This window comes from Brevibacterium sanguinis, from assembly GCF_039528855.1.
Lineage (GTDB): Bacteria > Actinomycetota > Actinomycetes > Actinomycetales > Brevibacteriaceae > Brevibacterium > Brevibacterium sanguinis.
In genome coordinates this window covers 264,218-272,149 of sequence record NZ_BAAAMB010000006.1, presented here as the reverse complement: position 1 = coordinate 272,149, position 7,932 = coordinate 264,218, and the positions used below count along the sequence as shown (strand labels likewise).

At 64.0% G+C, this 7,932-nt stretch carries 5 protein-coding genes and 1 pseudogene; 1 reads left to right on the top strand and 5 read right to left on the bottom strand.

The window, feature by feature from the left end:
- Positions 1-71: 71 nt before the first annotated feature.
- Together ABD154_RS07965 and ABD154_RS07960 are read right to left on the bottom strand one after the other, a co-directional pair.
- Positions 72-1,460, bottom strand: coding sequence for a SpaH/EbpB family LPXTG-anchored major pilin (locus ABD154_RS07965; RefSeq protein ID WP_198500451.1), 1,389 nt, complete (start codon positions 1,458-1,460; stop codon positions 72-74).
- Between the two features lie 110 nt (positions 1,461-1,570).
- Positions 1,571-4,453 (bottom strand): SpaA isopeptide-forming pilin-related protein, encoded by a 2,883-nt coding sequence (locus tag ABD154_RS07960; RefSeq protein WP_232623825.1) that lies wholly within the window; start codon positions 4,451-4,453, stop codon positions 1,571-1,573.
- A 379-nt stretch (positions 4,454-4,832) separates the two neighbouring features.
- Here ABD154_RS07960 and ABD154_RS07955 point away from each other — a divergent pair, with 379 nt between their 5' ends.
- Complete coding sequence (locus ABD154_RS07955) at positions 4,833-5,255, top strand: organic hydroperoxide resistance protein (protein ID WP_198500449.1); 423 nt, start codon at positions 4,833-4,835, stop codon at positions 5,253-5,255.
- Positions 5,256-5,386: 131 nt separating this feature from the next.
- On the opposite strand, the gene ABD154_RS07950 is transcribed toward ABD154_RS07955, so the two are convergent.
- From ABD154_RS07950 to ABD154_RS07940, 3 genes and pseudogenes are all read right to left on the bottom strand, one after another.
- Positions 5,387-6,583, bottom strand: a complete 1,197-nt coding sequence (locus ABD154_RS07950) for an NAD(P)-dependent malic enzyme (protein WP_198500448.1) — start codon at positions 6,581-6,583, stop codon at positions 5,387-5,389.
- Between the two features lie 229 nt (positions 6,584-6,812).
- Complete coding sequence (locus ABD154_RS07945; protein WP_232623824.1) at positions 6,813-7,577, bottom strand: glycosyltransferase family 2 protein; 765 nt, start codon at positions 7,575-7,577, stop codon at positions 6,813-6,815.
- Positions 7,577-7,932: pseudogene (locus tag ABD154_RS07940) on the bottom strand (LmbE family protein); the annotation flags it as partial. The pseudogene ABD154_RS07940 and the gene ABD154_RS07945, both read right to left, overlap by 1 nt.

Here is a 7,932-nt window from a genome sequence, read left to right as displayed (position 1 = left end):
ACGTCACCCGGCCTCGGGGTGTCACCGCTGACGCGGCGGATCATCTCCGCCGGTCAGAGGCGACGTCGCACTCAGCTCTGGCGAGCCCGGCGGGTGTAGCGGACGATTCCCGCACCGATCGCGAGCATCAGTAGAGCGATGCCGAGGATGGTGAGCATGAGCTGACCATTGGCACCCGTGAACGGCAGTTCGCCACGGTCCTTCTGCTTGTTCGAGATCTTCACTAGAGTCGGAGTGGCTTCACCGTTGGCTTCAACATTGACCGAGGTCCACGGATCCTGAGGCAGGGTGTAGCCGGCAGGCGCCTTGGTCTCCTTTATCCAGTATTCCTTGGACTGGACATCGTTGCTGCCGACCCACAGGGTGATCGACGCACGACCGTTGTCGCCGGTGGTGATGGTTCCGACGGGGGTCGTGCCATCGCGCTCTTCGTAGATCTCGAAGACCGCACCAGCCAGGGTCGCCGACTCATCATTATCCGCATACTTGAGGATCTCGAGCGGACCCCAGTTCGTCGAGGGCTTGTTCGTCGTGACCGAGGAACCATTGGTGTTGACAACGGCCTCGTTCTCGATGACTCCGTTATCGCCGAGGGAATCGACGGTGGTGACGACCTTCATGACGACGTTGTCGCCAGCGTTGAGCTTCGCCAGACCCGATGCGTTCATCGAGATGTTCGCTGTCTGACCGTTACACGTGACTGTGTAATCCGCGGGGTCGAAGCCCTCGAGTGTGACGCTCTCGCAAGTCAGACGCGGGTCGAGCCTATCCGTGATCGTGAACGTCCGGTACGTGTCGTCAGCGGCCTTCGGCGGAACGGGGGCCGTGATCGTCCACGTCACCTGGCTGCCGATCACAAGAGCGTTCGGGCGCTCGACTTCCTTGGTCGGAGTCGTCTCGTTGATCTTGTTCTTCGGGTAGACGTGAACGTCGTAGAGCCACTTGCCGCCAGTCTGCGGCAAGGGCAGGGTGACGAGGAACGGCTGAGCCGGGGAAACGATGTTGTTGTCGCCCGGATCGGTCTCTTCCACAAGGTAGAGACCGTGAGGCAGGCCGGTTGTCACGGTGCCGTCAGCACCGGTGACAACCTGCTGCGGAGTTCCTTTGACGTAGCCGTTGCCGCCGTTGACCTGGTCGACTGTGGCGCCGTCGATGAGGTTCCAACCGGCATCGGTGTCGAGGTCGATCGGCTGACCGTTGCGCTCGGTGATGGGAGTGATGGTGAACTCAACGCCGGAGAGCGGGTTGCCCAGATTCGACGTATCACCGAGCTCGGTGCCGTCACCGCGGGGTCCCTGATCACCGTCGTACTTGTGGATCGTCAGGGAAGAGGGGGTGTTCGGGTTGATGTTTCCCGCACCCTGAGCCTGAGCCGGAGCGGAGATGCCGACGAGGCTCAGCGCAGCAGCTGCGGCAATGGCGGGGATCCACCGTACGCGCTTGAACAGAGACGCCTTCATGAGTGGTTGTTCCTTTCGGTGTGTTCGCAGATCGCGTGGTTGTTGTTTGGTGGTGCATGGGGGCTGAGGGGCGCCTCAGCCATGCACCGTGAAGGTGCTGGGATGAAGAGTCAGCTCCTTCCCTGTGACCGTCGGCGTTGGAGCCAGTACGCGCCCGCTGCGCAGCTCAGGACGAGAACCGCCCCGCCGATGATGTAGCCGAGGGTTCCGGTGCCACCTGTGAGGGGCAGCGTCGGAGATTCGGCTTGCTCGTTGACGAACGGCTCACCGAACTGGTGGTCGAGTCGTTCGCGAGTAATGGAGAACGTCTGTTCGGTCTCGTCGAGGACGTAGCCGGCAGGGGAACGCGTCTCAACGAGGGTGTAGTCGCCCCAAGCGAGTTCCTCGATGCGGAACTTGCCTGCAGCCGGGTTGCGGTCGCGTCCGGTGCACTGATCGACCGAGTTCGCGACACAGTCCTGAATCGCGACTTCGGAGCCGCCGGGACCGCGCAGGGTCCATTCGGAGCCGTCGAGGAAATCTCCGCTGCCGTTGACCTTCTCCCACGCAACGGTTCCACCGGAGTCGTTGTTCGTCACGGTGCACGTCGCGTTCTGACCGGCTGCGATCGCCACGGTCTTCGTGGCGTCATTGTAGGTGCCCCCGGTGCAGCGGATGGACTCCTGGTCGTAGCCGGCCAGGGTGGTCTCCGAAATGGTGTACGAACCAGTGGGAACGAACTTCCGTTCTCCCGAGTTGTAGGTCAGGCGACTGCCGCTGCCCGGGCTCGCGAAGAGGTTCTGGTTCCAATCGGCAGAAGTGAGAGTGCCGCCGTTGTCGTTCTTCACATCCTTGACGATCGTCAGTGTCTGACATTCGACGGTGTTCGTTACCGTGTAGGAGTTCGCCGCTGCCGCCAGCGTCGTGCTGAAGTTGTCCGTCAGCGGCACCGTGCCGGTGATGCCCGTACCGCTAATTGTCTTCGACTTGAGAGCGCAGCCGGGGAACCTCGCCGCATCGATCGTCGTGGTTTCGCCGATCTTCACGGAGTCACCGAAACCGAAGCCAGTACGCGTCTGCCCGAAGGCAGGGTCACTGGCTGGCTGACCCGCGGGGTCGAGGAGCAGCTTCGCACTGATCCCCTCGGGCTGACTGCCGTTGGCATAGGTCTGGCCGTTGATGTTCCAGGACTTGTCGACCTTGACGGTGGCGTCCTTGATTCGGTTGACGTAATTGCATTGGACGTCATCGCCGGGCTGAACAATGGAACCGAGATTCTGCGCGTTCTCATTCGTGAGAGTCGTCGTCTGCGTACTTCCGTCAAGTCGCGTGATGCGACACGTACCACTGACGAAACGATAATTGCCTTGTTGCGTCTCCGAGATCGCAATGTTCGCACGCGACGCGGCCGAACCGAATGTCAGAGTCCACCTTGCGTTGCCGCTTGCATCAGTCGTCTGCGTGGTGCCCGTCGGTGCCTGAGTCACACTTCCCGTGGTCGCAATTGCGCGAGAGCCCACGGTCCACCCTTGAGCGTTCTGCTCGTTACCGCCCGATGCATTCTGGGTCTTCTTGTTGATCGTGACGTTGGCAGTCAGAGGCGTATTCGAGATGCGACAGACGATCTCGTTGCCGGTTGCCGGAATCGTGATCGTTCCTGACGTCCCCGTTCCGGACGCTCCACTGATCTCCCGACCGTCGGAAAAACACTGGTAGGTAGACGAATATCGACTCAAATCTGCTGAACCCGAACCGGTCTCTGAGAACCTGATCGTCGAATTGCGTGCAGCCGGAAGCGGTCCGACCCTCTCCGACTGGACGCCTCGCGCACTGCCAGTGGTCGTCGCCGTCCCGAGGTTGGTCGTGCCCTGGTCGAGACGAAGGTTGAACTGATCCCCTGAGTTGACGCGGTTCTTGACATCCTTCTCGAGCGTAATCGACGCTGGCGAAGAGCACGAAGCGAGATCAGTTGTGCCCGGCAACTGGGTGGTCAGTGTTCCAGCCGCAGTCCATGCCGGAGTGTCATATGTCGTGACGTTGTTTCCGGCCCCGACATACGCCTTACCATTCGCATCGAACGCAACCCCGTTGACCCCCGCGACAGTACTTAGTGACGCACTCGCCGAGGCAGCAAGAGACGTCCCGTTGGCAGCCGCGAGGGCGTCGTCCTTCACGCTGAAGATCTTGGTTTCCACGGTGGTCGCATTACGGTTCTCGTTCCGCAGAATGTAGAGATTTCCGGAGCTGTCGAAAGCAATGTCGCCGTTGGCTCCTGTTCCGGCGCCCGGAGTCGATACAGCCCCCAGATACGTGACGGCTCCATTGGTGGTGTTCAACCGCCAGAGCTTGAAGACCTGAGCATTCTGCTCGTACCCTCCGAAGAAGTAGTTGCCAGTTTTCAGGTCGACGGCGCCCGCCACAAGAGAGCCGGCGAAGTTTCCGGGGGAACTTGCCGCGTTGAAACTCTGCCCAAATGGTCGCCAAACATCGTTCGTCAGATCAAACTTCTGGAACGCTGCGACGGTGTTGCTCGTCCGGTCGAAAGCGTATATACCAGTTCCCCCGGAGCTGATACCCACCCCGTTGAGTTGAGTGAATGTCGTGCCCGATGAAGGTCCACCGACACGGGTCACGTTGCCGTTTGACGCAATATGGCTCAGTTCTCCGCCTCTATTGACCGAGTACACGTTACCCGGCGCGCAGGCGATCACGGCTTGAGCATCCACTCTGGGCATTTGCGTCGGCTCTGTACCGTCAGATCCAGGGTCGGTATCCACGGATTCCGACTTCGACGGTGTCGGCTCCTGCTCACCGAGGCCCGGCTCGGAGGACATGCCGCTGTCCTTAGGCTCTGAGTCCTCGGTCTTCGGCGCGCTGCTCGACGGTCCTGACCCCAGGCTCGAACCGGTGTTTGCTGCGTGCGCAGCAGTCGGCGCGGTGACCACTCCACCCATGACCGCGAGCGCGATGAGGACCGCGAGCATGGCAAGGATCACCCGAGCGGGAGCGGCCATGGTTCGGAGACGGCGAGATGCCACGGGGAATATGGGCTTGTTCGACGCCATATCGTTCCTAAATCGTGTTGCAAGCGGGGACAGAGAAGCCATGGGAGGGCTGAGCAGATTCACTGCAGAAACTCGGACTGTGTGAAGCTCACGCTTAGGTCAGGCCGATAGTTCAATAATTTACTATGCAGAAGGATGATTTCGGTAACGAAACGATAACTTTTGCAAGATTCCCTGTGATGTCGCTGTCCGGAATCTGCATCGAGCGGTAATGGCATAGGTCACGTCTTGACAACGGAATAGGCTCCCATCACCGTCTTCGTCGGGCGGTCTGCCGGTGCAGACCCCTGTCGAGCACGGCGTCGAACCAGCGTTGAAAGGACACTTGATGAAGGCCATCTACACAGCAGAAGCACTCGCCACGGGCGAAGGACGCGACGGGCACGGGCGCACGAGCGATGGCAAGCTCGACGTCGACCTCGCGGTTCCCACCGAGATGGGCGGTTCGAGCGCGGGCACGAACCCCGAACAGCTCTTCGCCGTCGGCTACGCCGCGTGCTTCCATTCGGCAATGCGGGTCGTCGCCCGCCGGGAAGGCGCGAACGTCGACGACTCCGCAGTGGGCGCGAAGGTGAGCATCGGCGACAACGGCGACGGCGGATTCCAGCTCGCCGTCGAACTCGAGATCACCCTCCCCCACCTCGACCCGGCCGAGGCTCAGTCGATCGCCGAGAAGGCCCACCAGGTGTGCCCGTACTCGAATGCGACGCGGAACAATATCGACGTGACACTCACCATCACCGACGACTGAACTCGCCGATTCCCCACCCTGAAGAGCGATCGGCCCGCGTGTCCTCACCGACGTGAGGACACGCGAGCCGATGTGTTGAACAGATCTCACATCGCGGTCAGCACTGAGTCGTCACCCGCGCACCATGCCCCTCACCCCCGCGCCACAGCCTCCACCGCTGCGGCCACCGCGGGGGCCACACGTTCGTCCATCGCGCCGGGGACCACATAGTCCGGGGCGAGGTCGTCGCCGACGAGGGCGGCGATCGCGCTCGCGGCCGCGAGCTTCATCTCCTCGGTGATGTAGGTGGCGTCGGCGTCGAGCGCACCGCGGAAGACACCGGGGAACGCGAGGACGTTGTTGATCTGGTTCGGGAAGTCGCTGCGGCCGGTGGCGACGACGGTCGCGTACTGGGCGGCGACGTCGGGGGCCACCTCGGGGTTGGGGTTCGAGAGCGCGAAGATGATCGCGTCATCGGCCATTCCCGCGAGCAGCCGCGGATCGACCGTGCCCGAGGACAGGCCGATGAACACATCGGCACCGTCGAGCGATGCCTCCATTCCCCCGCTCACACCGCGCGGATTCGAGTTCTCAGCGATCGCCTGCTTCGTCGGGGTGAGGTCCTCGCGTCCGGATTCGACGACGCCATTCGAGTCGAGGACGACGATGTCGGAGACACCCGCCTCGTGGAGGATCTTCGTCACCGCGACACCTGCCGCGCCGGAGCCGGAGATGACGACCTTGAGCTGCTCGATGTCCTTGCCGACGACCTTGGCCGCGTTCATCAGCGCCGCGAGGACGACGATGGCGGTGCCGTGCTGGTCATCGTGCATGACGGGGATGTCGAGGGCGGCCTTGACCCGGTCTTCGATCTCGAAGCAGCGGGGCGCGGAGATGTCCTCGAGGTTGATCGCCCCGAAGGTCGGTGAGATCCGCTCGATCGTCTGGACGATCTCGTCGACGTCGTTCGTGTCGATGACGATGGGGATCGCGTTGAGGCCGGCGAAGCGCTTGAACAGCGCGCACTTGCCCTCCATCACCGGCAGCGAGGAGGTCGCCCCGATGTCGCCGAGGCCGAGCACTGCCGAGCCGTCGGAGATGACGGCGACGAGGCGGCCGGTCCACGTCAGCTCCTTCGCCCGCTCCGGCTCCTCGGCGATCGCGGTGCAGACCTTGGCGACGCCGGGGGTGTAGGCGATCGAGAGGTCGCGCTGGGTCTGGAGCGGGCGGGAGAGCTCGACGTCGAGTTTGCCGCCGTGGTGTCCGGCGAAGATCTCATCGTCGGTGATGGCGGAGGCCGGGGTCCGTTCCTTCGTGCCGGCAGCGGAGTCGTCGGTCGGTGTCGTCATCGTTCTTCCTCGCGATCGGGTGAGCGGGCCACCGAGGTGGCCGTCGTCGTGGTCATCGAAGCGCGCTCCACATCGTCGGAGCTGCGGTGCGGTCGCCGGGAGGGTGGATGGTGACGGCTGCGCGCGGCGTCCCGTCCCGGGTGCGGGGCGTGGCCGACGCGGCGCACGACCATCCCCGCGAGTGGGCAGGATCGGTCATGCGTCGTGCCAGCATAACCCATGGCAGCGCCTATTCCTCCCTCGCCGAGGTGACCGTCAGGTGACGTTCGGAGTGACCGTCGCGCACGAGGTCGCGCAGGTAGGCGGCGAACCCGCCGTGGCAGCGGCCCTGGAGTCTCGCCGAGGTGATCACCCGACAGTCATCGGTCCGGTGGACGACCCTGCCCGCCGAGGTGACGGCGGCGACGAGGGCCTCATCCTCCCCCACGCTGTCGGGAGGGCAGCCCCCGACCGCGGCGAAGACGGAGCCGCGGATGCCGAGGTTCGCCCCGAAGACGTGGTCGTGGTCGTCGGCGAGCCGGTGGAGTGAGTACCACGCGGAGACGAGGTCGGCATTGCCCGGCTCGGAGCGGGGTGCGACGGTGCCGACGACGCAGTCGGCGCCGCGGCGGGCATGCGCGAGATGGGAGACCAGCCAGTTGGTCGGCACCCGGCTGTCGGCATCGGTGAAAGCGAGCCACAGATCGGCAGCGCCCGGGTCCCCGGATCCCTCGGCCGCCCACTCGAGGGCGAGCTGTCCGGCGGCATTGCGGGCCCGGCCGACGTTGCCGTAGGGCACGACGAGGGGGATGACCTCAGGCCGGTCGGCGGCGACGCGGTCGATGATGCTCAGGGTCGCGTCCGTGCAGTCATCGGCGACGGCGATGATGCGCACGGACAGGCCAGGGCTTGCACCGGCGTCGGCCGCGGCGAGGATCGAGCGCAGACAGCCTTCGATCTCCGCTGCCTCGTTGTGCGCGGGAACGATGACGACGACGTGCTCAGGCACCGTCATCAGGCGCGTTCCTTCGCCGCGATCGTCAGGACGTCGAGTCGGTACTCCGCGGCCGGGTGGTGGACGAGGGCGGCGTCGGGCCAGTACGCGAGGCACATCTCGTGGACGCTCTCAGCGTCGAGCGGCCAGTCGGTGATCTCGCCGCGCCAGTGGCAGAGGACGAGGGTGAAGTCCGCCGTCGTGCTGGACTCGATCCTTTTCATTGTGCGGCGCAGCTGTTCCCGGGAAAGGTAGTAGCCGGTCTCGGCGAGGACGACGCAGTCGAAGCGGCCGGCCGGCCAGTCGTCGGGGATCGTCATCCGCGTGAAGTCGAGGTTGGCGACGTCGGGGTAGAGTCCGCGTGCCGTCGCGAGCG

Bases quoted from the DNA above. Each gene is read 5' to 3' on its own strand.
- ABD154_RS07965 (WP_198500451.1), bottom strand. From the start codon at position 1,460: ATGAAGGCGTCTCTGTTCAAGCGCGTACGGTGGATCCCCGCCATTGCC.
- ABD154_RS07960 (WP_232623825.1), bottom strand. From the start codon at position 4,453: ATGGCCGCTCCCGCTCGGGTGATCCTTGCCATGCTCGCGGTCCTCATC.
- ABD154_RS07955 (WP_198500449.1), top strand. From the start codon at position 4,833: ATGAAGGCCATCTACACAGCAGAAGCACTCGCCACGGGCGAAGGACGC.
- ABD154_RS07950 (WP_198500448.1), bottom strand. From the start codon at position 6,583: ATGACGACACCGACCGACGACTCCGCTGCCGGCACGAAGGAACGGACC.
- ABD154_RS07945 (WP_232623824.1), bottom strand. From the start codon at position 7,577: ATGACGGTGCCTGAGCACGTCGTCGTCATCGTTCCCGCGCACAACGAG.